The sequence below is a fragment of the Streptomyces sp. AK010 genome, from assembly GCF_014207295.1.
Lineage (GTDB): Bacteria > Actinomycetota > Actinomycetes > Streptomycetales > Streptomycetaceae > Streptomyces > Streptomyces massasporeus.
In genome coordinates, this window is record NZ_JACHCX010000016.1 from 32,027 (window position 1) to 54,553 (window position 22,527).

A 22,527-nucleotide genomic window follows, 5' to 3' on the forward strand; every position below is an offset into this window, starting at 1 on the left:
ATCAGGCGGCGGTGGGTCCGGTCACCGTCCAGCCCGGTGCCTGGGGGCGGGCCGTGAGGTCCTCGTGGCGCACCTCTCCGCCGCAGGCCCGGCAGGTGACGGCCGGGGCGAGGGGACGGCCGCAGGAGTGCTCCAGGACCATCGGCCGGTCGCCGTCCGCCCGGAGATGGCGGTCGCCCCACGCCATGAGGGTCATCAGCACCGGCTCCAGCTCCAGACCCGCCGGGGTCGGCCGGTACTCGAAGCGCTGCGGGCGCTCGCTGTAGAGGTGCCTGGCCAGGATCCCGGCGTCGACGAGCCGGCGCAGCCGGGTGGCCAGGATGTCGCGCGGGGCGCCGATGTTGCGCACCAGCTGGTCGAACCGGCCGTTGCCCAGGCACACCTCCCGCAGCACGAGCAGGGAGTACTTCTCGCCGACGAGCGCGAGGGTGTCGGCGATGGAGCAGGGACGCGGGTCTTTGCTGGCGGCCATGGCGCTCAGTCTAGAAGAGGGTTGGAATTTCCAACTCTGCGGGCTACGGTGAGTTCGGATTTCCTACTCACCGGTAGTCGTGGAGGCCCTCACATGCGTGACGCAGTCATCGTCGAAGCCGTACGCACCCCGATCGGCAAGGGCAAGCCGAACGGCGCCCTCGCACACGTCCATCCCGTGGAGCTCCTCGCCCACACCCTGCGCACCCTCGTCGAGCGCTCCGGGGTCGACCCGGCGCTCATCGACGACGTCATCGGCGGCACCGTGGACCAGGTCGGCGAGCAGGCCATGAACACCACCCGCTACGCCGTGCTCTCCGCGGGCTTCCCGGAGTCGGTGCCGGCGACCACCGTGGACCGCCAGTGCGGCTCGTCCCAGCAGGCCGTGCACTTCGCGGCGCAGGGGGTGCTCTCGGGCGCCTACGACCTGGTCGTGGCGTGCGGGGTCGAGTCGATGAGCCGGGTGCCGATGTGGTCGAACGTGCCGGCGGACAAGGACCCCTTCGGACCCGGGGTCGCCGGGCGCTACCCGGAGGGGCTCGTTCCGCAGGGTGTGAGCGCCGAGCTGATCGCCGCGAAGTGGTCGATCGGCCGCGAGCAGCTGGACGCCTTCGCGGTCTCCTCCCACCAGAAGGCCGCGGCGGCCTGGGAGGGCGGGCTCTTCGACGCCGAGGTCGCGCCGCTGGAGGGCGTCACGCGCGATGAGTGCGTACGGCCCGGCACCACCCCCGAGATCCTCGCCGGTCTCAAGCCCGCCTACCACGACCCCGGCTTCGCCGAGCGCTTCCCGCAGATCGAGTGGAACGTCACGGCGGGCAACGCCAGCCCGATCAACGACGGGGCCTCGGCGGTGCTCATCACGTCGAGCGAGACCGCGGCCCGGCTCGGACTGCGCCCGCTCGCCCGGCTGCACAGCTTCGCCGTCACCGGCTCCGACCCGCTGCTGATGCTTACGGGCGTGATCCCGGCGACCGAGAAGGTGCTGCGCAGGGCCTCGCTGACCCTCGACGACATCGACCTGTTCGAGGTCAACGAGGCCTTCTCCAGCGTCGTACTGGCCTGGCGGCAGGAGACGGGCGCCGACCTGGCCCGGGTCAACGTCCACGGCGGGGCCATCGCGCTCGGGCATCCCCTCGGCGCGAGCGGCACCCGGCTCACGACGACGCTGGTGCACGCGATGCGGGAACGGGGCGCCCGGTACGCGCTCCAGACCATGTGCGAGGCGGGCGGACTCGCCAACGCCATGGTCCTGGAACGGGTCTGACCCGGCCGGGCGTGACGGCGCGTCAGAGGCGGCGCAACTGGTGCCGCTTGCGCCAGGCCACCACCACGCCCCCCAGCGCGGGCAGGGCGATGCACGCCATGGCGATCAGGAAGACGGGAGAGGTCGGGGTGGAGGCACGGGCGCCCGCGACGGCGTAGGCGGCGGTGTTCGGGATCGAGCCGAGGCCCGTGGCCAGCAGGAACGGCAGCAGGCCCATACGGGAGACGGAAGCGCAGTAGTTCGCGGCCCAGAACGGCACACCCGGGAACAGGCGCACCATCAGCATCGACCGGAAGCCGTGCCGGCTGAGCTGGCCGTCCGCGGCCTTCAGCCAGCGCCCTCGCAGCAGGGGCCGCAGGGCTTCCTGGCCCAGCGCCCGGCCCAGGCAGAAGGCGATCCCGGCGCCGAGCACCGTGCCCGTCAGGGCCACGCCGAGTCCGAGCTGTGAACCGAACAGGGCGCCGGCCGCCAGGTTCAGCAGCGGCCTCGGCACGAACGCCACGGTGCACACGCCGTAGGCCACCGTGAACACCGCCGCCGCAGCGGCGCCACTGAGCTGGGGCGGCCAGCCCTCCGTCAGCAGCCGCTGAGGCTCGAACAGCAGCACCCCGCAGGCGCCGGCGGCGAGCAGCACGACGAGCAGGGACAGCCGCGACCAGGGGGAGAGCAGAACTCTCGTGCAGCGAGCGGCGAAATGGGTCGGTACGGCGGGCGAGACGGTCGTTGCCGGGGAAACGGCCACGGCGAGCTCCGCGGCGGTGGCCCGGGGAGAGGCCGTGGCGGTGCCCCCAGAGCGGGTGGTGGCATCGAGCATCCGGTGACACTAACCGACACATGTGTGTGATCGCCGTATGGTTCGTCTCACGAGCGTCACAGCCGGCGGTGCCCAACCCCGTGCGCGGGCAACCGAAAACCATTCGACGTGCGGTAAGGCGTCGGCAATGATCGACGACATGTTCCGGCACGCCTTCACCCTCGCAGCATCCGTGGTCACGGATGCCCCGAAGGCTGCCGTCGTCGATCTCACGGCCGTCATGGACGGCGCCCGAAGCTGACCCTCTCCGGTTCGTCCGGCGGACCCCGCAAGGGGAGGGTCGGGCAGGTCCTCGGGGTCCCACTTCTTCTTCGCTGACCAGACGCTTCGAGGTACAGCCATGTCCAAAACGGCTTATGTCCGCACGAAACCGCATCTCAACATCGGCACGATGGGTCATGTCGACCACGGCAAGACCACGCTGACCGCCGCCATCACCAAGGTCCTCGCCGACCGCGGCAGCGGCGCGTTCGTGCCGTTCGACCGGATCGACCGCGCGCCCGAGGAGGCGGCGCGCGGCATCACCATCAACATCGCGCACGTGGAGTACGAGACCGACACCCGGCACTACGCGCACGTCGACATGCCGGGCCATGCAGACTACGTCAAGAACATGGTCACCGGCGCCGCCCAGCTCGACGGAGCGATCCTCGTCGTCTCCGCGCTCGACGGGATCATGCCGCAGACCGCCGAACACGTCCTGCTCGCCCGGCAGGTGGGCGTCGACCACGTCGTGGTCGCCCTCAACAAGGCCGACGCGGGCGACGGGGAGCTGACCGACCTGGTCGAGCTGGAGGTCCGCGACCTGCTCACCGCGCACGGCTACGGCGGCGACTCCGTACCCGTCGTACGCGTCTCTGGTCTGAAGGCGCTGGAGGGGGACCCGCGCTGGACGGCGTCGGTCGAGGCGCTGCTCGACGCGGTGGACACGTATGTGCCGATGCCGGAGCGGTATCTGGACGCGCCGTTCCTGCTGCCGGTGGAGAACGTGCTGACCATCACCGGGCGGGGGACCGTGGTGACCGGGGCGGTCGAGCGGGGTGTGGTGCGCGTCGGCGACCGGGTCGAGGTGCTCGGGGCCTTCGTCGAGTCGGTGGTCACGGGCCTGGAGACCTTCGGGAAGCCGATGGAGGAGGCGCAGGCCGGGGACAACGTGGCGTTGCTGTTGCGCGGGGTGCCGCGGGACGCCGTGCGGCGGGGGCATGTGGTCGCGGCGCCGGGGAGTGTGAAGCCGCGGCGGCTCTTCTCGGCGCGGGTGTACGTCCTGTCGGCCCGTGAGGGCGGGCGGACGACGCCCGTCTCCTCCGGGTACCGGCCGCAGTTCTACATCCGGACCGCGGATGTGGTCGGGGTGGTCGACCTCGGTGAGGTGGCGGTGGCCCGGCCCGGCGACACCGTCGCCATGACCGTGGAACTGGGGCGGGACGTGCCGTTGGAGCCAGGCCTCGGGTTCGCCATCCGTGAGGGTGGCAGGACTGTGGGGGCGGGGACCGTGACCGTGGTGGGTTGAGGTCGAGGGGAACTGCGGGCCGTGCGGGGCTGGTCGCGCCCACGCGGCGGAGCCGCATGTCGGACCAGTCCCGCGCCCCTTGCGGGCGTTGCCGCACAGGCACAATGCAGGGGTGAACGAGCCTGTACCCGTCGCCCGGTCCGTCGACCACGGGTTTGCCAAGCTGATGCCCGACGTCGACCGGGAACGGGCCTGGCTGCTCACCGTCGACGGGGCGCCGCAGTCCTACGTCGATCTCGACGAGCCCGCGCACCTGGAGTTCGAGTACACACGGCGGCTCGGGCATGTGCTGGATGTCGTGGCCGAGCCGGGGCGGGCGCTGGACGTGGTGCATCTCGGGGGAGGGGCGCTCACCTTGCCCCGGTACGTGGCCGTGACCCGGCCGGGCTCGCGGCAGGACGTCGTCGAGGCCGACCGGGGGCTGCTGGAGCTGGTGTCCGAGCATCTGCCGTTGCCGGAGGGCTCGGACATCGCCCTGCACGCGGCGGACGCCCGGGTCTGGCTGGAGCACGCTCCCGAGGACTCGGCGGACGTTCTCCTCGCGGACGTCTTCAGCGGGTCGCGGGTGCCGGCGCACCTCACCTCCGTCGCCTACGTCCGTGAGGCCGCGCGGGTGCTGCGGGGGAGCGGGGTGTATCTCGCGAATCTCCCCGACGCCGCGCCCTTCGCCTTCCTGCGGTCGCAACTCGCCACGCTCGCCACCGCCTTCGCGGAACTGGTGCTGATCGCCGAGCCGGGGGTGCTGCGGGGGCGGCGGTTCGGGAACGCCGTGCTCGTCGCCGGGCATCAGCCGATCGACATCGCCGCCCTGGCCCGGCTCACCGCCGCCGACGTCTTCCCGGCCCGGGTCGAACACGGCAACGGGCTGCGGGAGTTCATCGGGGGCGCGCGGGCGGTGCGGGACGAGGACGCCGTGCCGTCACCCGAGCCCCCCGACGGGGCGTTCGGCATCGGCTGACGCGCGCTCGCTGCCGCCCCGGGCCACCGGTGCGGTCCGGCGGCGCAGATTGCGGACGTCCGGTACGCACAGCACGGCCGCCGTGACCAGGACGACCAGGCCCGCGCAGCCCCACAGGGCCGCCGTGCGGCCGAAGGCATCCTCCGCCGGGCCGGCCGCGGCCGTGGCGAGAGGGACCAGTGCGACGGAGCCGAACCAGTCGTACGCCGAGACGCGGGAGAGCTTGTGCTCGGGGATCTCCTGGTGCAGTGCCGTCATCCAGGAGACGCCGAACACCTCCACCGTCGCGCCGGCGACGAACATCACCCCGAACAGGACACCGATCGGCACCGGCACGGCGAGCGCGGCGGAGGGCAGGGCCAGGGGGAACACGCAGAGGGTCCCGGCGAGGAGGAGACGGCGGGGCTTCCCTGGGTCTGCATCGGCAGCCGCCGCGTGGAGAGGACCCATCTCGGGCCGCTGGGTCCACCGCGAGTACCCGAAGGGCTGACGCCCGTCACGACGCTCCACAGAGCCGGGCCCGCCCCTCGACAGGGGCGGGCCCGTTCCGCTTTCCGGATCAGCCGCCGGTCGGCTCGCCGTGCAGCCGGACCGTGCTGAGGATCTTCATGACGGTCTTCTCGGGCACCTCGCCCTTGACGCCCTTGGCGCCGAAGAAGCTCCAGGCGACGAAGTCACCGGCGGAGTTCTTGAAGCCGAACGTGATCGCCTTGCCGTCGCTCGCGCACTTGCCCGTGTCCGGCGTGTTCTCCGAGTGCGCCCAGGCGACGCTGCCCTTCACGCCCGAGGCGGTGGTGTACGGCTTGCCCTTGTCGTCGGTCTTGACGCTCTTCTTGTCCGGCTGGGTGTAGCCGCCGTACACCCACCAGGCCACCTGGTTGACCGCGACCTCGTTCGTGTCCTTGGCTCCGTCGGCGCCCTTGGTGCCCGCCCCGGCCAGGGACTCGGTCTCGGTCCTGCCGTCCTTGTTGTCGTCGCTCGTGCACCACTTGGACTTGTAGAACGCCGGTGCCGACATGGTGATCAGCGGCTTGCCGTCGTCGGACTTCTCGTCCTCGAAGAAGACGGACGACGTGGGGGATGCCACCTCCCAGTCGGCCGGGACGTCGAAGGCCGTGCCCCACTTGGGGTTGATGACGACCTTCCAGCCCTTGACCGTGGGCTTGGCGTCCTCGCCGCCGCGGGGGTTGTCGCCCGTGGCGGGGGCGCTGGGCTCCTCGGCCGACGGGCTCGACGACGTCGTGCCGCCCTTGTCGTTCTTGCCGCCGTCCGCCGTGTCGTCCTTGTCGCCGCCCAGCACCAGGAAGCCGGTGACACCGGCCGCCACGACCACCGCCGTGGCGGCGATGATCGCGACCAGCTTCGTCCGGCCGCCGCCGCCCCCGCCCTGCGGGGACTGCGGTGCGCCGGCCGGCGCGGGGGTGCCCCACTGCTGCTGCCCATACGGGTTGGGCTGCTGCTGGTACCCAGGCTGCTGGTACGGATTCGGCTGCTGGTACCCCGGCTGCTGGTACGGGTTGTTCGCTTGCGGGTTCTGCTCGCCCCCGGGCGGCTGCTGTCCTGGCCACATGGGCAGCCACCCTAGCCGCGCTCCGACACGTTTCGGTCACTGCCCGTGGACGGAGACGTAGCAGCCCGGGGACAGGGTGGTGTGGATGTCGTGAGGGCCGATGCGGCGGTCGTCACACCTGCCTGGCCAGCCGTCTCTACTCATGAGTAACATGCGGCCATGAGCGCAGACCAGATGTCCATCGGCGAGATGCTCGCCGCCACGGTGCCCATGGCCCGCACCCTGAACCTCGAGTTCCTCGAGACCTCGCCGGAGCGGGCCGTGGTGTCGCTGCCCGACCAGGGCGAGTACCACAACCACGTGGGCGGCCCGCATGCCGGTGCGATGTTCACGCTCGGCGAGTCCGCCAGCGGGGCGATCGTGCTGGCCGCGTTCGGGGACCAGCTCTCGCGCGCCGTACCGCTCGCCGTCAGCGCCGAGATCTCCTACAAGAAGCTGGCGATGGGCGCCGTCACCGCCACGGCCACCCTGGGCCGCCCGGCCACCGAGGTCGTCGCGCAGCTGGACGCCGGTGAGCGCCCCGAGTTCCCGGTGACCATCGCCATCCAGCGGGCCGACGGTGCCGTGACCGGCGAGATGACCGTGGTGTGGACCCTGCGGCCGAACGGCTGATCAGGCCCTCGCGTGGGATCCGACCGGCCCGACGGCCGGAGAGGTGGCCGCCCATGCTCTGCGACCCGACGGCCGGAGAGGTGGCCGCCCGTACTCTGCGGCCCGACGGCTGATCAGAGGGCCGCGTGTGCGTAACCCCGGCCGGGTGCCGGGGCTTTCGCATGTCAGGCCGCCACGTCCCGGTGCCCGGGGCGCGCTCCGTCCAGCTTCCCGAGGAACTCCCTGAGCCACGCGACGAACTCAGGCCCCAGGTCGGGCCGTTCGCACGCCAGCCTGACGACGGTGCGCAGATAGTCGGCCTTGTCGCCGGTGTCGTAGCGCAGGCCCTTGAAGACGACCCCGTGCACCGTGCCGCTCGCGGCCAGCTCCTGCAGGGCGTCCGTCAGCTGGATCTCGCCGCCCCGGCCCGGCGGGATGCGCTCCAGTACGGGGAAGACGGCAGGGTCGAGGACATAGCGGCCGATGACGGCGTAGCGGCTCGGCGCGTGCTCCCGGGCCGGCTTCTCCACCAGGCCGGTGACACGGACGACGTCCTCCTCGCCGGTCGGTTCGACGGCGGCGCAGCCGTAGAGGTGGATCTGCTCCGGCGGGACCTCCATCAGGGCGATAACGCTGCCCAGTCGGCGGTCGCGGACGTCGAGCATCCGGCGCAGCAGGCTCTCGCGCGGGTCGATCAGGTCGTCGCCCAGGAGGACCGCGAAGGGCTGGTCGCCGACGTGGCGGCGGGCGCAGAGGACGGCGTGGCCGAGGCCGAGCGGGTCGCCCTGGCGGATGTGGTGGATGCTCGCCAGCCGCGCCGGGTCGCGCACCGCGTCCAGCCGTACGGTGTCGCCCTTGGCCGCGAGGGTCTGTTCCAGTTCGAAGGCGTGGTCGAAGTGGTCCTCGATGGCCCGCTTGTGCCGGCCGGTGATCATCAGGAGGTCGTCGAGCCCCGCCGCTGCCGCCTCCTCGACGACGTACTGGATGGCGGGCTTGTCGACGACCGGCAGCATCTCCTTGGGCGTCGCCTTCGTGGCGGGCAGGAAGCGGGTGCCGAGACCGGCGGCCGGGACGACCGCTTTGCGGACGCTGCGGGCCGGGGCGGCCGGGGTGGAAGGGTGGGGGGCGATCATGCGGCTCATGCTGGCGCGCGGAGCTGAGAGCGGGCCGAGAGCCGCATGGGAGCACGCTGTGGAGTTGGAGATTTCGTGGACCAACCGCCTTTGTGTGCACACAACTTGCCGCCCTCGGCGGCCGCCCTCTCGAAAGCCGGTGCGGATACCGCCGGTAACATATCTGAATTCCCCTCGTTTTGAACCTGGGTCATCCGAACTCCTTGTTGCCTGTCAGTCGCATGTGCGAAAGTGAGCCGCCTCACAGCCGAGTCCGCAGCTGACGCGGCATAGGTATGCACCAATCACCCACCTGCTTTCCGACGGACGCGCAATTCGCATGCCGTTCCGCGGCTGGAAGGAAATGGTTCCGTGCAATCCCCCTACCCCCCACGCCCGCCGTACCCGCCACGACCCGGAGCGGGTCCCGCGGAGTCCGATCGCAATCTTCTCGCCAGGGTCGGCGAACCCGCCGAAGGGCCGCGCGCCGTCGCGCTGTTGCTGGCGCGGCACTGGCGCGCGGTCTACGAGTACGCCGTGATCTGCCTCGCGGCCTCGGAGGACTCCGCGTCCATGGCGGCGGCCGCCGCCTTCCGCAGGGAACTGGCCCGGCCGGGCGGCGGCGCCCTGCGTCCGCGGCTGCTCACCGCCGTCCGGGAGACGGTCGGGGAGTGGGCCGCCGACGACGGCATTTCCACCGTGCTGCCGGAACTCCGCAAAACCGTCGGCGCCCGGGGGCTGCGTGCCGCCCGACCGGGGACAGCCGAAAGGCGGCGCCTCGCGGAGCGCGCTTTCCGGGGCCTTCCGGGGGCTTCCCAATGCCTGCTCTGGCACACGGAGGTCGAGGCCGAGACCATATCCGTACCGGCCGGTCTGCTCGGGGTGGACGCCGCCACCGCGTCGGCCGCCCTGGATCAGGCGCGCGAGCAATTCCGGACCGGGTGCGTACGCGCGCACCGGGAACTCGCACCGACGCAGGAATGCCGCTACTACAACCGCCTGTTGGACGTTCCCATGCGTCGCGGCGGGGCGTTGCTGCCGGACGTGCAGCGGCATCTCATGGTCTGCCGCTACTGCCGTAACGCCGCCGAACAACTCAGTCATTTCGAGGGCGGTCTCGAAGACCTGCTCGTCGAGACGGTGCTCGGCTGGGGCGCCCGCCGCTACCTGGAATCACGGCCGGGCCGCGACGAGGGCCGGCGCGCCCTGCCCGTCGGCGGACGCCACCGCCACCGGCCCCGTGACCTGCCGGCGACCGGCCGGCCCGGGCCGCCGAGGCGGCACACCAAGGCGCTGGCCGCCGCGATCGGGGTGACCTCCCTCGTGCTGCTCGCGACCCTGCTCGCCGCCCGGGGCTGGACGGAGGAGAGCGGCACCGCCGACCCGCAGGCCACCTGGGGCGCGGTCAGCGGCCACTCCGTCGACACCGACAGCGCGGGCCCCTCGTCCGTGGAACCGGACTCCACACGGTCCTCGTCCGCCGTCTCCCCGTCGGCGGACTCCGTCGGCAGCCCGGCCGAAGTGGCCCGGGGGCGACTGCGCAACCTCGACGACACTCGGTGCCTCGACGTCCTGGGCGGGCGGATCCGGGCGGACGCCCGCATCGTGCTGGCCGCCTGCTCTGCGGGCGGGTCCCAGCTGTGGTCGTACCAGGACGACGGGGTCCTGCGCAGCGCCGCCGACCCCACCCTGTGCCTGGACTCGGACACGGCCGGGGGCTCGGTCGTCCTGGCCGGCTGCCTCGTGCGCGCCGGAGTCGTCCGCTACGACCTGACCGTGCGCGGCGAACTCCTGCCCCGTGGCGGCAAGGGTCTGGCCGTCGCCCCCGGCAAGGGCCGGGACGTGATCGTCACCGGCCGGGACGGGTCCGAGGCGCAACGCTGGGCTCTGGAACCGGCCGCCGCGCCGGGAGGCCCGGGGGAGTCCCGGGAGAAGCGGGCCGAGGACACCCCGCGCGAGAGCCGTGGACAGCGCACGCGGCGACCGCACGACGACGCCCCGCCCGGGCCGTCGGACACCGGGTCCCGGGATCTGCCCCAGGAGCGCTACGAGACGAGGTTCGCGCAGGTCGGCTGCTGCGAGGACGCCGAGCCCGGCGCCTACGGAGCGGCCACGGTGCCCGGCCCCGACGTCCTCGGTCCGGCGACCGCGACCGTGGCCGACGACGTGAGGACGGTGCACTCCGGCACACGGCCGGCCGACGCCGTGACGGCGGTGCACTCCGTCGCACTGCCGTAGAACGGAGTAGACGGAGTAGACGGAGTAGACGGATTAGAACAATTACGGGGTCGCCCGGGTGGGCGACCCCGTCGTCACGGGATCTGCGGCCGGGACCGCACGCGCGGGCGGCCGGCCGGGACCGCACGGGCAGCGATGTGTGGCCGAGAGGCGCCTGGCATCGAACCGGAACAAACTGGTACTCCTCCTGAGTCCGCCCGCAGAACCCAGGGAGTCACTCATGCCCGAGGCCCCGCGCCGGGACAGCAGGACCGCGCCGACCGACGAGGAACTGCGCACGCTGGACGCCCACTGGCGGGCCGCCAACTACCTGGCGGCCGGTCAGATCTACCTGCTGGCGAACCCCCTGCTCACCGAGCCGCTGCGGCCCGAGCACATCAAGCCGCGGCTGCTGGGCCACTGGGGCACCTCACCCGGGCTGAACCTCGTCCACACCCACCTCAACCGGGTGATCAGGGCACGCGAGCTCGACGCCCTGTGCATCTGGGGCCCGGGCCACGGCGGGCCGTCGGTCCTCGCCAACTCCTGGCTGGAGGGCAGCTACAGCGAGAAGTACCCGGACGCCTCGCGGGACGCGCAGGGCATGGAACTGCTCATGCGCCAGTTCTCCTTCCCCGGCGGCGTGCCCAGCCATGTCGCCCCGGAGGTGCCCGGCTCGATCCACGAGGGCGGCGAACTCGGCTACTCCCTCGCCCACGCCTACGGCGCCGCACTCGACAACCCGGACCTGCTGGTGACCTGCGTGATCGGCGACGGCGAGGCGGAGACCGGCCCGCTCGCCGGGTCCTGGCACGCCAACAAGTTCCTCGACCCCGTCCACGACGGCGCCGTCCTGCCGATCCTGCACCTCAACGGCTACAAGATCGCCAACCCGACCGTGCTGTCCCGCCTCCCCGAGGAGGAGCTCGACGCGCTGCTGCGCGGCTACGGCCACGAGCCGATCCACGTCGCCGGCGACGATCCGGCCACCGTCCACCGCGCCATGGCCGAGGCCATGGACACCGCGCTCGACCGCATCGCCGCCGCACAGCGCGCCGCCCGCGAGGACGGCGTGACCGAGCGCCCGCACTGGCCGGTGATCGTGCTGCGCACCCCCAAGGGCTGGACCGGCCCGGCCGAGGTCGACGGCGAACCGGTCGAGGGCACCTGGCGCGCCCACCAGGTGCCGCTGTCCGGCGTCCGCGACAACCCCGACCACCTGCGGCAGCTGGAGTCCTGGCTGCGCTCCTACCGCCCCGAGGAGCTGTTCGACGCCGAGGGTCGCCCGGTCGCGGACGTCCTCGCCTGCGTCCCCGACGGCACCAGGCGCCTCGGCGCCACCCCGCACGCCAACGGCGGACTGCTCGTCCGCGACCTGCCGGTCCCGCCCCTGGACGAGTTCGCCGTCCCCGTCGACAAACCCGGCACGACCATGCACGAGCCGACCCGGGTCCTCGGCGACCTCCTCGCCCGGGTCATGCGCGACACCGCCGACCGCCGTGACTTCCGCCTCGTCGGCCCGGACGAGACCGCCTCCAACCGGCTCCAGGCCGTCTACGCCGCCAGCGGCAAGGCATGGCAGGCCGGGACCCTGCCCGTGGACGAGCACCTCGACCGGCACGGGCGGGTGATGGAGATCCTCTCCGAACACCTCTGCCAGGGCTGGCTGGAGGGCTACCTCCTCACCGGCCGGCACGGGCTGTTCTCCTGCTACGAGGCGTTCGTGCACATCGTCGACTCCATGGTCAACCAGCACATCAAGTGGCTGCGCACCTCGCGCAGGCTGCCCTGGCGGGCCCCCATCGCCTCCCTCAACTACCTGCTGACCTCGCATGTGTGGCGGCAGGACCACAACGGCTTCTCCCACCAGGACCCCGGCTTCGTCGACCACGTCCTCAACAAGAGCCCCGAGGTCGTCCGGGTCTACCTCCCGCCGGACGCCAACACCCTGCTGTCCGTCGCGGACCACGCCCTGCGCAGTCGCGACCACGTGAACGTGATCGTCGCCGGGAAGCAGCCCTGCTTCGACTGGCTGTCGATGGACGAGGCCCGGGTTCACTGCGCCCGCGGTGCGGGCATCTGGGAGTGGGCGGGCACCGAGGACGGCGCCGAGCCCGACGTCGTACTGGCCTGCGCCGGTGACGTCCCGACCCAGGAGACCCTGGCCGCCGCGCACCTGCTCCGCCGGTACCTGCCCGAGCTGTCCGTCCGGGTCGTGAACGTCGTCGACCTCGCCCGGCTGCTGCCCCAGGAGGAGCACCCGCACGGCATGAGCGACTTCGAGTACGACGGTCTGTTCACCACCGACAAGCCGGTGATCTTCGCGTACCACGGCTATCCCTGGCTGATCCACCGCCTGGCCTACCGCCGCACCGGCCACCAGAACCTGCACGTGCGGGGCTACAAGGAGGCCGGCACCACGACCACGCCGTTCGACATGGTCGTCCGCAACGACCTCGACCGCTACCGCCTGGTCATGGACGTCATCGACCGCGTCCCCGGCCTCGCGGTCCGCGCCACGGCCGTACGCCAGCGGATGGCCGACGCCCGCACCCGCCACCACGCCTGGATCCGCGAGCACGGAACCGACCTGCCGGAAGTCGCCGAGTGGAGCTGGAACGCCTGAGCCGCAGGGGACGTCCTAGGAGCCGGTAGGCTTCCCGTGCACGCAGGGAAGCTCGCAGGAAGCCCAGGGAAAGGAACCGGCGTTGCACGTCCAGGAGTGGCTCGAAACCGTACCCGCCGTCGCCGTATACGCACTGGTGGGGCTGGTCATCGGCCTGGAGAGCCTGGGCATCCCGCTGCCGGGCGAGATCATCCTCGTCTCCTCCGCCCTGCTGGCGTCCCAGCACGGCGAGATCGACCCCGTCGTCCTCGGCGCCAGCGCCACCGCCGGCGCCATCATCGGCGACTCGATCGGCTACGCCATCGGCCGCAAGGGCGGACGGCCCCTGCTGGCCCGGCTGGGCAACAGGTTCCCCAAGCACTTCAGCGAGGGCCACATCGCCACCGCCGAGCGCTCGTTCGAGAAGTGGGGCATGTGGGCCGTCTTCTTCGGCCGGTTCGTCGCCCTGCTCCGGATCTTCGCGGGCCCCCTCGCCGGCGTGCTGCGCATGCCGTACTGGAAGTTCCTCATCGCCAACATCCTCGGCGGCATCGTCTGGGCGGGCGGCACGACCGCGGTCATCTACTACGTCGGCATCGTCGCGGAGTCCTGGCTGAAGCGCTTCTCGTGGCTGGGTCTGGTGGCGGCGGTCCTGGTGGGCCTCACGTCCATGCTGGTGATCAAGCGCAAGGCGAAGAAGGCACAGGAGACCCAGCAGGCCCAGCCCGTGGCCGCCGCGGAGTAGGGCGCCCTCCCGCTACGCGTGTACCTCGCGATGCGCCTTCGCCAACTCGGCGTACATCGTGCCGTTGAGGGTGACGCCCTGCCGCTCCTCCTCCGACAGCTCCCGCCGCACCTTCGCGGGAACCCCCGCCACCAGTGACCCGGGCGGCACGACCATCCCCTGCGGCACCAGCGCCTGCGCGGCGACGAGTGAGCCCGCCCCGATCACCGCCCCGTTCAACACGGTCGCGCCCATCCCGATCAGACAGTCGTCCTCGACCGTCGCCCCGTGCACCACGGCGTTGTGCCCGATGCTCACCCGCTCCCCGACGTTCACCGGGAATCCCGGGTCGGCGTGGAGCGTGCAGTTGTCCTGGACGTTGCTGCTCGCCCCGACCGAGATCGTCTCGACGTCGCCGCGCACCACGGCTCCGTACCAGACGCTCGCCCCCGCCCCCAGCGTCACGCCCCCGATCACCGACGCCGTCGGCGCCACGAACGCCGTCGCGTCGATCTCCGGCTCTCTGCCGCCGATCCCGGTGATCATCGCCCGCTGTGCCATGTCCGCCTCCCCAAACGTCGTAGACAACGCGCACACCGTACGCCACCCGGTGGGGTGAAGATCACAGGCCGCCGGCGCCGCGGGCGGAGCTACCGCTGAGTACCGTGAGCTCGTGCCGAAGCGCAAGAACACGTTCTCATCCTGGCGGCGGAGCCTCACGCAGCGCGCCGTCCACGCGGGCTGGGCCTGGTTGCAGCGGACGGCCTCCGTCACCGCAGAGCACCCCGGCCGGTACCGCTTCGGCGCGATGGGAACAGGTACCAGACTCGCCTTCCCGCTCGGCACGGTCTTCGGTGAGCCCTGGATCCATCTCGGCTCCCACTGCATCATCGGCGAGCAGGTCACCCTCACCGCGGGCCTGATGCCCGACCTCGACCTCGGCCCGGACCCGATCCTGCGCCTCGGCGACGGCGTCGTCCTGGGCCGCGGCAGCCACGTCATCGCCGACACGACGGTCACGATCGGCAGCGACTGCTACTTCGGCCCGTACGTCTACGTCACGTCCACGAACCACTCCTACGACGATCCGCACGAGCCGATCGGCAAGCAGTGGCCGCGGATGGAGCCCGTGGAGATCGGGCCCGGCTGCTGGATCGGCACGGGAGCGGTGATCCTGCCGGGCGCCCGGATCGGGCGGAACGTGGTGGTGGCGGCGGGTGCGGTCGTACGGGGCACGGTGCCCGACCACGCCGTGGTCGCGGGCGCGCCCGCCCGGGTCGTACGGCGTTGGACCGCCGCCGAGGGCTGGCAGCCGCCGCTGCGCACCCCGGCGCCGGTGCCGATACCGGAGGGCGTCACCCCCGAGCAGCTCCGTGCCCTGTCGGACCTGGACGAGGAGGCGGCGGCCCGGCTGGCGGAGCTGGACGAGGAGACGGCGACGGGACTCGCGGAGCTGGAGCCGGGGGCCTGAACCACCGGGTTCGCCCGATGCCACGAGACGTCGCAGCCGCAGGCGGGTTCGCCCGACGACACCAGACCTCTGCGCCGCAACAGCGCTCGCCCGCCGCCACGAGACCTCGCGGCCGCAGCGGGTTCAACCCGGTGTCACAACACCCTCGGAGCCGCGGCCGTGTTCAGCCCGACGCCAGCAGGACCGTCCCCACCAGGGCCAGGCCCGCGCCCGCGGCCTGCACCGCCCGCAGCCGTTCGCGCAGGAAGCCCCGTGCCGCCGCGGCCGTCACCACCGGGTACAGGGAGGCCAGCACGGCCGCGACCGTCACCGGGCCGTGCTGTGCCGCGATCGAGTACGTGCCGTTGGCGGCGACGTCCGCGAGGCCGACGAAGGCGAGGGCGGGCAGGGTGCGCCAGGGGAAGCCGTCCGCCGGAAGGGCGGGCGCCCCGCGCCGCACCGACACGAACAGCGCGAAGCCCGCCCGCGGCGACGTTCGTCACCCGCTGCACGAACAGGGCGAGGAACAGGCCGGTCAGCGTCGTCGACGCCTCGGCGATCAGGGCCATCACCGCGCCGAAGCCGAACGCCGCGAGCAGGGTCAGGACGATGGCCTGCCGCTGGACGGGAGCGCCGCGGAACTGGGGACCGCCGGCGAGGCACACACCCGCGACGGCCACCAGGATGCCGGTGAACTGCAGCAGGCCGGGGCGCTCGCCCAGCATCAGACCCACCCCGACCGGCACCGCCACGCCGATCGACCCCAGCGGCGAGACCACGCCCATGGGGCCCAGCGCGAGCGCCTTGTAGAAGGCGAGCATCGCCACCGGACCGACCAGCCCGGCCGCCACGGCGAACCACAGCTGCGGCCCCGCCTCGCTCCAGCCGCCGGTCGCCACCACGACCGCGCCGAGCACCACGACCGCGATCGACTGCGAGACCACCACCACCGTGAGCGCGGGCGTGCGCCGGGTCAGCAGACCGCCGCCGAGGTCGGCCAGCCCCCACAGCAGGCTGGTGGCCAGGACGAAGAGCGCTGTCATGGGACGGATACCTCGCAGTACAGTTCAGTGAACGATCAGGTGAACCTCACCATAGTGCAGCACGTTGCACTGTGGCGTACAGAATATTGGACGGAATGTGTCGGACCTCGACCTGCTGACCCAGTCCCTGGCGCGGAGCGTCAAGCACTGGCGCGCGGTGCGCGGCTTCACTCTGGACGTGCTCGCGGCCCGGGCGGGCGTCAGCCGCGGCATGCTGATCCAGATCGAGCAGGCACGCACGAACCCCAGCCTCGGCACCGTCGTCAAGATCGGCGACGCGCTCGGCGTCAGCATCACGACCCTGCTCGACTACGAGCAGGGCCCGAACGTGCGCGTCATCCCGGCCGACCAGGCCGTACGGCTCTGGCACACCGACGCCGGCAGCTATAACCGGCTCCTCGCGGGCACCGAGGCGCCCGGCCCGCTGGAGATGTGGGACTGGCGGCTCATGCCCGGTGAGAGCAGCCCGTCGGACCCGCACCCCGCCGGCACGACCGAACTGCTCCACGTCACGGCGGGCGAACTCACCCTCACCGTCGACGGCGTCGAGCACCGCGTGACCGCCGGCGCCAGCGTCCACTTCGAGGCCAACGTCCCGCACACCTACGGCAACACCGGCGACGCGCCCATGGAGATGGTCATGGCCGTCTCGGTGCCGCCCGTGACCTGAGACGCCCGGACCGCCGCCGGGCCGCTGTTGTTGGCGTGCGGCCATGCGCGCACCCATCGGACACTTCGACGACGCCCGGCCGGCCCCCGCCTGCCTCGACGAACTCACCGGCCCTGTCGCCGACGCCGTACGCCACTGGCGGGGCAGCGTCCCCGCCGAGCAGATCGTCTACGTCGACACCGACCCGGAGCGGGCCGACACCGCCACCTTCGTGGAGCACTACGGGCAGGATCTGCTGGAACGGTCGGCGAACTGCGTGGTGGTCTCGGGCAAGCGGGGCGGTGAGTCCACGCTCGCCGCATGCGTCGTGCTGTCCACCACCCGGGTCGACATGAACGGGGTCGTGCGCCGTCGGCTCGGTGCCCGCAAGGCCTCCTTCGCCTCGATGGACACGGCGACCGGCGAGACCGGCATGGAGTACGGCGGCATCACCCCGCTCGGGCTGCCGGACGGCTGGCCCCTCCTGGTGGACGCGGCCGTCGTCGACCTGCCGTACGTGCTGGTCGGCAGCGGGCGGCGGCGCGGCAAACCGCTGGTCCCGGGCAAGGCCTTCGCCGAACTGCCGCACGCCGTGGTGCTGGAGGGGCTCGGGGTCTCCTGACCCGACGCCGCGACGAACCGGCCGGCGGTGGATCCGGCGGCGGCTTCGGGGTCTTCCGGCCTACGCCGCGATGTGGTGGGCCAGCGGCAGATGGGGGTCGCTCTCGCCCGGGGCCGGCTCGGGGTCGGCGTGCACCAGGGCCGCGGTCAGCCGGGGTACCGCGTGCAGCAGCGCGTGCTCGGCGTCCACGGCGATGCGATGGGCCTCGCGCACCGTCGCGCCGCCGTCCACCACGACCGCCACCTCGGCGCGCAGCCGGTGGCCGATCCAGCGCAGCCGCAGCTCACCCACCCCGCGCACCCCGGACACCTCGGTCAGGGCCCGCTCGGCGCGGTCCACCAGGGCCGGGTCGACGGCGTCCATCACCCGGCGGAACACCTCCCTGGCCGCGTCCCGCAGCACCAGCGCGATCGCCGCGGTGATCGCCAGCCCGACGACGGGGTCGGCCAGGTGCCATCCCAGGGCCGAGCCTGCGGCGCCCAGCAGCACGGCCAGCGAGGTGAAGCCGTCGGTGCGGGCGTGCAGCCCGTCGGCGACCAGTGCGGCCGAGCCGATCGAGCGGCCGACACGGATGCGGTAGCGCGCTACCCACTCGTTGCCGGCGAAGCCGACTAGGGCGGCCACGGCAACCGCCGGGACGTGCTGGACCGGGCGCGGATCCATCAGCCGGTCCACGGCCGTCCAGCCCGCGAAGGCCGCGGACGCGGCGATCGTCAGCACGATCACGAGCCCGGCCAGGTCCTCGGCCCGCCCGTAGCCGTAGGTGAAGCGGCGCGTGGCCGCGCGCCGGCCCAGCACGAAGGCGATCCCGAGCGGGACGGCGGTCAGCGCGTCCGCGGTGTTGTGCACCGTGTCGCCGAGCAGCGCCACCGACCCGGAGACCACCACCACGACCGCCTGGGCCAGCGCCGTCACGCCGAGGACGACGAGCGAGACCCAGAGGGCCCGCACCCCGCGGGCCGAGGACTCCAGGGCGGAGTCGACCTTGTCGGCCGTCTCGTGGGAGTGCGGGGCGAGGAGGTGGGCCATCCGGTGGCGCAGACCGTGCCGGTGGTCGTGGTCGTGCCCCGGGCCGTGGCGGTGCTCGTGGGCGGGTGAGTGCCTGTGGTCGTGGAGGTGCTCGTGGCCGGGCGAGTGCCTGTGGTCGTGGAGGTGCTCGTGGCCGGGTGAGCGCCCGTGGCCGTGCCGGTGCTCGTGCCCCGGCGCGTTCCCGTGATCGTGCCGGTTCCCGTGATCGTGCCCGTGGTGCTCATGAGGGTGGGACTGCTCGTGCCGGTCGCTCACGTGGATCCCCTTCCGGTGCGCGCGAGAGTGGACGTACCCGTGCCGTGGGGCCATTATGTGCGTATGAGCGCACGCATGCACCTGTCATCTGCGCATGATGAGCATCCGCGCAGTCCCGGCGAGGAACAGTTCGCGCTCGCCGCCGAACTGCTGGCCCTGCTCGGGGACCGGACCCGGCTCGCCCTGCTGCATGCGCTGACCGGGGGAGAGGCCGACGTCACGACGCTCACGGAGGCGTGCGGGGCGGCCCGGCCGGCCGTCAGCCAGCACCTGGCGCGACTGCGCCTCGCGGGCCTGGTGGACACGCGCAAGGAGGGCCGCCGGGTGATCTACTCACTGCGCGACGGTCATCTGCGCAGGCTCGTCGACGAGGCACTGAACGTGGCCGACCACCGGCTCAGCGACCGGCCCCCGCACGACTGAGCGCGGCTCGCTCAGTAGCGCGCCGCCGTCCCGAGGTACTGCTCGGCGGAAGGCGGCGGCCGCCGTGGGCGTGGTGAACAGACGGCGCAGCCGGGCGAGCGCGGTGCCCGCGCGGAACGGGTCGCCCGCCGCCGTGCCGTGGTACACCTCGGACAGCCACTGCAAGAACTCCTGGTAGTCCCACACGCGCCGCAGGCACGCCTGCGCGTAGCTGTCGAGGCCGCTGTCGTCACCGGTGGTGAGCCGCGCGACCAGGGCGTCGCCGAGCAGGAAGGCGTCGTGCAGGGCGAGGTTCACGCCCGTGCCGCCGCCCTGCTCGCGGCCGGCTCCCTGCTCCTGACCGGCTGCGGCGACGACACCGCGTCCACCGACGCCAAGGCCGCCGTCACCCTCACCAACTGCGGGCAGAAGGTCCGCGTCGCCGCCCCGCCGCAGCACGCGGTGTCCCTCAACCAGGGCACCACCGAGATCCTGCTCGCCCTGGGCCTCGCCGACCGCCTCGCGGGCACGGCCACCTGGACCGACCCCGTGATGAAGGGGCTGGAGAAGGCCGACGCGACGGTGCCGCGCCTCGCCGAGAACAACCCGTCCTTCGAACGTGTCCTGGACACCGAGCCCGACTTCGTCGCCGCGTCCTTCGTCTCCACCCTCGGCAAGGGCGGCGTCGCCACCCGCGAGCAGTTCGCGAAGCTCGGCGTCCCCACCTACGTCTCCCCGTCCGACTGCGCCGGCAAGGACAACTCGGGCGGCGGCGACGGCGCCCGCGACAAGGCCCTGGCCATCGACACCGTCTACGGCGAAGTCCGGGACCTCGCGACCGTGTTCGGGGTGAAGAAGCGTGGCGACGCCCTCGTGGCCTCACTCCGACAGCGCATGAAGAAGGCCACGGCCGGCATCGACGCCTCCGGCGTCACCCTCCTCTACTGGTTCGCGAACTCCGAGTCGCCCTACCTGGCGGGCTGTTGTGGGGCGCCCGGCATCATCACCCGGGCCCTGGGCGCGAAGAACGTCTTCGACGACACGCACCAGGAGTGGCCGCAGGTCAACTGGGAGACCGTCGCCGACCGAGACCCCGACGTCCTCGTCATCGGCGACCTGACCCGCAAGTCCCAGACCGCCGAGTCCGCCACGAAGAAGATCGCCTTCCTGGAGTCCAACCCCGTCACCAGGAACATGGACGCCGTCCGGCACAAGCGGTACGTGCTGCTCAGCGGACAGGCCATGAACCCGACCATCCGCACCGTCGAGGGTGTGGAGCAGGTGGCCGCCGGGCTGCGCCGGTTCGGGCTGGTGAAGTGACCGCCCAGGGGCTGCCGGCCGCCGGGACCAGGCCCCGGCGCCGGGCAGGACTCGCGCTGGGCGCGGCCGGGAGCGTCGCGCTCGTCGCCTCCCTCGCCGCGGCCATCACCGTCGGCCCCGCCGACATCCGCGTCGGCGACGTGTGGTCCGTCGTGGCCGCCCATCTCGGCCTCGGCAGCTCAGGGCTGACGCCGATCCGGGACGGGATCGTCTGGCAGCTGCGGCTGCCGCGCACCCTGCTCGCGGCCGTGTGCGGGGCCGGACTCGCCGTGTGCGGGGCGGTGATGCAGTCCCTGCTGCGCAACCCGCTGGCCGACCCCTTCGTGCTCGGGGTGTCCTCGGGCTCCTCCACCGGAGCGGTCCTCGTGGTCGTGCTCGGCGTGGGCGGCGGGGCCATATCGGTGTCCGCGGGCGCGTTCCTCGGCGCCCTGCTGTCGTTCGCGCTGGTGCTGCTGCTCAGCCACACCCTCGGCGGCACCACCGACCGGGTCGTCCTCGCGGGCGTCGCCGCCATGCAGCTCTTCTCCGCCCTCACGTCCTTCGTCGTGATGACCTCCGCGGACGCCGAGACGACCCGGGGCGTGCTGTTCTGGCTCCTCGGCTCGCTCGGCGGCGCCGGCTGGACCGACGTGTGGCTGTGCCTGGCCGTACTGGCCGTGGCCCTGGTGGTCTGCCTCTCCTACGCCCGTACCCTCGACGCCTTCGCCTTCGGGCAGGACGCGGCGGCCGCGCTCGGGGTGTCCCTCGCCCGGACCCGCCTGGTGCTGCTGTGCGTCACGGCCCTGCTCACGGCCGCGCTGGTCAGCTCGGCCGGTGCGATCGGCTTCGTCGGACTGGTCCTGCCGCACGCCGCCCGGGCCCTGACCGGCCCCGGGCACGCGCGGCTGCTGCCGGTCACCGCCCTCGCGGGAGCGGTGTTCCTCGTGTGGGTGGACACCCTGGCCCGGACCGTCCTCGATCCGCAGGAGGTCCCGGTGGGGGTCGTGACGTCGCTGATCGGGGTGCCCGCGTTCGTGGCGGTGCTGTACCGGACGAGGAGGGCGCGATGAGCGACGCGGAGACATCGGTGGCGGCACCGGGCGCGGTGAGCGGCGCAGGGGCATCGGCGGCGGGGCTGCGGGCCGAGCGGGTCGGCCGCCGCGCCGACGGGCGTCTCATCCTGGACGGCGTCGCCCTCGCGCCCGAGACCGGCTCCACGGTCGGCGTCCTCGGCCCCAACGGCTCCGGCAAGTCCACGCTGCTGCGGCTGCTGGCCGGGCTGCTCACGCCGACCTCCGGAGTGGTCACCCTCGACGGCACACCGCTGGGCGACCTGCCCCGCCGCACGGTCGCCCGGCGCCTCGCCGTGGTCGAGCAACAGTGCGACACCCAGGTCGAGTTGACGGTCGGGGACGTCGTACGGCTGGGCCGCGTCCCGCACCGCCGGGCCTGGACGCCCGCCTCCGCGGACGACGAACGGGCGGTGCGTGCCGCCCTGGAGCGCACCGGCCTCGACGGCCGGGCCCGGCAGCTGTGGCACACCCTCTCGGGCGGCGAACGCCAGCGGGTGCAGATCGCCCGCGCGCTCGCCCAGGAGCCCCGGGAACTCCTCCTCGACGAGCCAACCAACCACCTCGACATCCACCACCAGCTCGACCTGCTCACGCTGGTCACGGGCCTGCCGGTCACCACCGTCGTCGCCCTGCACGACCTCAACCTCGCGGCGATGTACTGCGATCGGGTCGTCGTGCTGTCCGCGGGGCGGGTCGTGGCAGCGGGCACTCCGGGCGACGTCCTCACGGCCGAGCTCGTCGCCGACGTCTACGGCGTGCGGGCCGCCGTCAGCCGCGAAGGGCCCGAGGGGCGGCCTCATGTGCGGTTCCTGGGCACGCTGGCCTGACGGGAGCGGACGGACACGCCATGGGCGGGGCGATCGCGCCAC

20 protein-coding genes and 3 pseudogenes are annotated in these 22,527 nt (G+C 72.7%); 14 read left to right on the top strand and 9 right to left on the bottom strand.

All coding sequences use genetic code 11. The annotated features are described in order from the left end of the window. Position 1: 1 nt before the first annotated feature. A complete protein-coding gene (locus HDC93_RS27095) occupies positions 2–472 on the bottom strand; it encodes a helix-turn-helix domain-containing protein (protein ID WP_185013428.1) in 471 nt (156 codons plus the stop codon). A 93-nt stretch (positions 473–565) separates the two neighbouring features. Here HDC93_RS27095 and HDC93_RS27100 point away from each other — a divergent pair, with 93 nt between their 5' ends. Next, entirely contained in the window at positions 566–1,735 is a 1,170-nt protein-coding gene (locus HDC93_RS27100) for a thiolase family protein (protein ID WP_185013429.1), read from the top strand. 22 nt (positions 1,736–1,757) lie between these two features. On the opposite strand, the gene HDC93_RS27105 is transcribed toward HDC93_RS27100, so the two are convergent. Continuing rightward, on the bottom strand, positions 1,758–2,549 hold the full coding sequence (locus tag HDC93_RS27105) for a TVP38/TMEM64 family protein (RefSeq protein WP_185013430.1): 792 nt from the start codon (positions 2,547–2,549) through the stop codon (positions 1,758–1,760). Positions 2,550–2,889: 340 nt separating this feature from the next. On the opposite strand from HDC93_RS27105, the gene tuf reads away from it, so the two are divergent. Next, the gene (tuf, locus tag HDC93_RS27110) at positions 2,890–4,059 is read left to right on the top strand and encodes an elongation factor Tu (RefSeq protein ID WP_185013431.1); all 1,170 of its coding nucleotides are present in this window, start codon (positions 2,890–2,892) and stop codon (positions 4,057–4,059) included. A gap of 112 nt (positions 4,060–4,171) precedes the next feature. Continuing rightward, complete coding sequence (locus tag HDC93_RS27115; RefSeq protein ID WP_185013432.1) at positions 4,172–5,017, top strand: spermidine synthase; 846 nt, start codon at positions 4,172–4,174, stop codon at positions 5,015–5,017. Here the strand turns inward: HDC93_RS27115 and HDC93_RS27120 are convergent. Then, a pseudogene (locus tag HDC93_RS27120) lies at positions 4,979–5,425 on the bottom strand (MFS transporter); the annotation flags it as partial. The gene HDC93_RS27115 and the pseudogene HDC93_RS27120 overlap by 39 nt on opposite strands. Positions 5,426–5,576: 151 nt before the next feature. Next, positions 5,577–6,587, bottom strand: a complete 1,011-nt coding sequence (locus tag HDC93_RS27125) for a hypothetical protein (protein ID WP_185013433.1) — start codon at positions 6,585–6,587, stop codon at positions 5,577–5,579. Positions 6,588–6,761: 174 nt separating this feature from the next. On the opposite strand from HDC93_RS27125, the gene HDC93_RS27130 reads away from it, so the two are divergent. Next, positions 6,762–7,199: a DUF4442 domain-containing protein gene (locus HDC93_RS27130; protein WP_031107979.1), complete on the top strand. Its 438-nt coding sequence runs from the start codon at positions 6,762–6,764 to the stop codon at positions 7,197–7,199. A 164-nt stretch (positions 7,200–7,363) separates the two neighbouring features. On the opposite strand, the gene galU is transcribed toward HDC93_RS27130, so the two are convergent. Further along, entirely contained in the window at positions 7,364–8,311 is a 948-nt protein-coding gene (galU, locus tag HDC93_RS27135) for a UTP--glucose-1-phosphate uridylyltransferase GalU (RefSeq protein WP_185013434.1), read from the bottom strand. Positions 8,312–8,662: 351 nt separating this feature from the next. On the opposite strand from galU, the gene HDC93_RS27140 reads away from it, so the two are divergent. The 3 genes from HDC93_RS27140 (at position 8,663) to HDC93_RS27150 (ending at position 13,857) form a co-directional block, all read left to right on the top strand. Then, positions 8,663–10,528 (top strand): RICIN domain-containing protein, encoded by a 1,866-nt coding sequence (locus HDC93_RS27140; RefSeq protein ID WP_185013435.1) that lies wholly within the window; start codon positions 8,663–8,665, stop codon positions 10,526–10,528. 220 nt (positions 10,529–10,748) lie between these two features. After that, positions 10,749–13,133, top strand: a complete 2,385-nt coding sequence (locus tag HDC93_RS27145; RefSeq protein WP_185013436.1) for a phosphoketolase — start codon at positions 10,749–10,751, stop codon at positions 13,131–13,133. An 82-nt stretch (positions 13,134–13,215) separates the two neighbouring features. Further along, positions 13,216–13,857 (top strand): DedA family protein, encoded by a 642-nt coding sequence (locus tag HDC93_RS27150; RefSeq protein ID WP_185013437.1) that lies wholly within the window; start codon positions 13,216–13,218, stop codon positions 13,855–13,857. 12 nt (positions 13,858–13,869) lie between these two features. On the opposite strand, the gene HDC93_RS27155 is transcribed toward HDC93_RS27150, so the two are convergent. Next, the gene (locus HDC93_RS27155; protein ID WP_031107055.1) at positions 13,870–14,397 is read right to left on the bottom strand and encodes a gamma carbonic anhydrase family protein; all 528 of its coding nucleotides are present in this window, start codon (positions 14,395–14,397) and stop codon (positions 13,870–13,872) included. 112 nt (positions 14,398–14,509) lie between these two features. Here HDC93_RS27155 and HDC93_RS27160 point away from each other — a divergent pair, with 112 nt between their 5' ends. Further along, positions 14,510–15,307 carry an acyltransferase gene (locus HDC93_RS27160; protein WP_185013438.1) on the top strand — a complete coding sequence of 266 codons (798 nt, stop codon included), beginning with the start codon at positions 14,510–14,512 and terminating at the stop codon, positions 15,305–15,307. A 163-nt stretch (positions 15,308–15,470) separates the two neighbouring features. On the opposite strand, the pseudogene HDC93_RS27165 reads toward HDC93_RS27160, so the two are convergent. Further along, positions 15,471–16,329, bottom strand: a pseudogene (locus HDC93_RS27165) (EamA family transporter). Between the two features lie 97 nt (positions 16,330–16,426). Here HDC93_RS27165 and HDC93_RS27170 point away from each other — a divergent pair. Continuing rightward, positions 16,427–16,999, top strand: coding sequence for an XRE family transcriptional regulator (locus HDC93_RS27170; protein WP_185013439.1), 573 nt, complete (start codon positions 16,427–16,429; stop codon positions 16,997–16,999). Positions 17,000–17,042: 43 nt separating this feature from the next. Next, positions 17,043–17,600: a YbaK/EbsC family protein gene (locus tag HDC93_RS27175; protein WP_185013440.1), complete on the top strand. Its 558-nt coding sequence runs from the start codon at positions 17,043–17,045 to the stop codon at positions 17,598–17,600. 60 nt (positions 17,601–17,660) lie between these two features. Here the strand turns inward: HDC93_RS27175 and HDC93_RS27180 are convergent, their stop codons facing one another. Beyond that, on the bottom strand, positions 17,661–18,629 hold the full coding sequence (locus tag HDC93_RS27180) for a cation diffusion facilitator family transporter (protein ID WP_260419798.1): 969 nt from the start codon (positions 18,627–18,629) through the stop codon (positions 17,661–17,663). Positions 18,630–18,947: 318 nt separating this feature from the next. Here HDC93_RS27180 and HDC93_RS27185 point away from each other — a divergent pair, with 318 nt between their 5' ends. Beyond that, the gene (locus HDC93_RS27185) at positions 18,948–19,307 is read left to right on the top strand and encodes a metalloregulator ArsR/SmtB family transcription factor (protein WP_185013442.1); all 360 of its coding nucleotides are present in this window, start codon (positions 18,948–18,950) and stop codon (positions 19,305–19,307) included. A gap of 11 nt (positions 19,308–19,318) precedes the next feature. On the opposite strand, the pseudogene HDC93_RS27190 reads toward HDC93_RS27185, so the two are convergent. Beyond that, positions 19,319–19,607, bottom strand: a pseudogene (locus tag HDC93_RS27190) (FAD-dependent monooxygenase); the annotation flags it as partial. Here HDC93_RS27190 and HDC93_RS27195 point away from each other — a divergent pair. From HDC93_RS27195 to HDC93_RS27205, 3 genes are read left to right on the top strand one after another with little or no spacing between them, the layout of a single operon-like run. Continuing rightward, on the top strand, positions 19,587–20,606 hold the full coding sequence (locus tag HDC93_RS27195; protein WP_185013443.1) for an ABC transporter substrate-binding protein: 1,020 nt from the start codon (positions 19,587–19,589) through the stop codon (positions 20,604–20,606). The pseudogene HDC93_RS27190 and the gene HDC93_RS27195 sit on opposite strands and share 21 nt — an antisense overlap. Beyond that, a complete protein-coding gene (locus HDC93_RS27200; protein WP_185013444.1) occupies positions 20,603–21,655 on the top strand; it encodes an iron chelate uptake ABC transporter family permease subunit in 1,053 nt (350 codons plus the stop codon). Before HDC93_RS27195 ends, HDC93_RS27200 begins: the two co-directional genes overlap by 4 nt. Next, positions 21,652–22,485, top strand: a complete 834-nt coding sequence (locus HDC93_RS27205; protein WP_260419789.1) for an ABC transporter ATP-binding protein — start codon at positions 21,652–21,654, stop codon at positions 22,483–22,485. The genes HDC93_RS27200 and HDC93_RS27205 overlap by 4 nt, the downstream gene beginning before the upstream one ends. Positions 22,486–22,527: the final 42 nt, after the last annotated feature.

Bases quoted from the DNA above. Each gene is read 5' to 3' on its own strand.
- HDC93_RS27095 (WP_185013428.1), bottom strand. From the start codon at position 472: ATGGCCGCCAGCAAAGACCCGCGTCCCTGCTCCATCGCCGACACCCTC.
- HDC93_RS27100 (WP_185013429.1), top strand. From the start codon at position 566: ATGCGTGACGCAGTCATCGTCGAAGCCGTACGCACCCCGATCGGCAAG.
- HDC93_RS27105 (WP_185013430.1), bottom strand. From the start codon at position 2,549: ATGCTCGATGCCACCACCCGCTCTGGGGGCACCGCCACGGCCTCTCCC.
- tuf (WP_185013431.1), top strand. From the start codon at position 2,890: ATGTCCAAAACGGCTTATGTCCGCACGAAACCGCATCTCAACATCGGC.
- HDC93_RS27125 (WP_185013433.1), bottom strand. From the start codon at position 6,587: ATGTGGCCAGGACAGCAGCCGCCCGGGGGCGAGCAGAACCCGCAAGCG.
- HDC93_RS27130 (WP_031107979.1), top strand. From the start codon at position 6,762: ATGTCCATCGGCGAGATGCTCGCCGCCACGGTGCCCATGGCCCGCACC.
- galU (WP_185013434.1), bottom strand. From the start codon at position 8,311: ATGATCGCCCCCCACCCTTCCACCCCGGCCGCCCCGGCCCGCAGCGTC.
- HDC93_RS27145 (WP_185013436.1), top strand. From the start codon at position 10,749: ATGCCCGAGGCCCCGCGCCGGGACAGCAGGACCGCGCCGACCGACGAG.
- HDC93_RS27155 (WP_031107055.1), bottom strand. From the start codon at position 14,397: ATGGCACAGCGGGCGATGATCACCGGGATCGGCGGCAGAGAGCCGGAG.
- HDC93_RS27175 (WP_185013440.1), top strand. From the start codon at position 17,043: ATGCGCGCACCCATCGGACACTTCGACGACGCCCGGCCGGCCCCCGCC.
- HDC93_RS27180 (WP_260419798.1), bottom strand. From the start codon at position 18,629: ATGGCCCACCTCCTCGCCCCGCACTCCCACGAGACGGCCGACAAGGTC.
- HDC93_RS27185 (WP_185013442.1), top strand. From the start codon at position 18,948: ATGAGCGCACGCATGCACCTGTCATCTGCGCATGATGAGCATCCGCGC.
- HDC93_RS27205 (WP_260419789.1), top strand. From the start codon at position 21,652: ATGAGCGACGCGGAGACATCGGTGGCGGCACCGGGCGCGGTGAGCGGC.